Origin of the sequence: Kocuria rhizophila, assembly GCF_003667225.1 — a bacterium.
In the GTDB taxonomy this organism is placed as follows: Bacteria; Actinomycetota; Actinomycetes; order Actinomycetales; family Micrococcaceae; genus Kocuria; species Kocuria rhizophila.
In genome coordinates this window covers 1-1080 of record NZ_RCOM01000159.1, presented here as the reverse complement: position 1 = coordinate 1080, position 1080 = coordinate 1, and the positions used below count along the sequence as shown (strand labels likewise).

Here is a 1080-nt window from a genome sequence, read left to right as displayed (position 1 = left end):
GGCGTCCTGCGGACCGGGGCCGGAAGCGTACGGGATGGGGGCGTTGTCGCTGCCGGTGCGTTCTCCGGGTCCAGGTGCAGGGACGGCGTGATCCGTGTGGCACCGCGGTCCGCCACGAGGTAACCCTCCCCGGTGAGGACGTCCCACGCCGCGGTCACGGTGCCGCGGGAGGTGCCCAGGCGGGCCGCGAGTGCCCGGGAGGACGGCAGCGGATCCCCCGGGCGGAGCACGCCGCGCGCCACGAGGTCACGGACCTGACGCACCAGCTGCTCACCCAGGGGCACCCCGGAGGTGCGGTCCACGGTGAGGGGCAGGTCGACGTCCCGGGGGTGCCTCATGCCCCGAACTGCCGAGCGATGTATCCGGCCATACCAGGCACCGTGAAGGCCACCTTCCCGTGCTCAGGTGCGTAGATCATGCCCTTGTGAAGCAGCTGCGCGCGGGTGGGACCGAGCGTGCTCGTGGTGACACCGAGGCGTGCCGCCAACTCGCCGGTTCTCGACGGCCCGTCGCCATCCTGTGCCATGGCGCTCATGTACTGACGCTCTCTGCCAGTGGCCCGTCCCCACCGTGCGGGGAAAAACCCGGCGTCCAGCTGCGCCCACCCCCGCTGGATGGCCAGCTCGGCATCCTCAGCGGTGAAAGGAGTGGACGGGGCGACCTCCCACACGGCCTGGCCGAACTCCTGGATGAAGTAGGGATAGCCGCCCGTGGCGGAGACGAGCGCATCGAGCGCATCGGGCTCGAAGGCTGCACCGACCTCCTTCGCGGGCCTGGACAGGGCATGACCCGCCGCCTCTCGGCTCAGCGGTCCGATGCTCCGGTAGTCGAAGAGGCGCTCTGCATAGCTGCGTGCGGCGCTGAGGGTCGCGGGCAAGGTGGGCAGTCCCGCGCAGATGAGGTAGAACGGCCACTCCCGCTGCCCAGCGATGTGCTGCACCGTGATGATGGCACTCATCAGATCCGGATCCAGGTCCTGCATCTCGTCGATGAACAGGCCGAAGGCACTGTGCTCAGCCGCGAGGGGTTCGCTGAGGTCCGCCACGAGTTCTTCCAGGTCCACGTCCAGACGCCCGGAAC

General features: G+C 69.8%; 2 protein-coding genes. Both read right to left on the bottom strand.

Going from position 1 to position 1080, the window contains the following annotated elements:
• Positions 1-338 (bottom strand): GntR family transcriptional regulator (locus D9R02_RS11805; RefSeq protein ID WP_147435366.1); only part of this gene is annotated, 338 nt, incomplete at its 3' end.
• A partial coding sequence (locus D9R02_RS11800; protein WP_498071531.1) for a DUF8462 domain-containing protein occupies positions 335-1080 on the bottom strand: 746 nt, incomplete at its 5' end. The genes D9R02_RS11800 and D9R02_RS11805, both read right to left, overlap by 4 nt.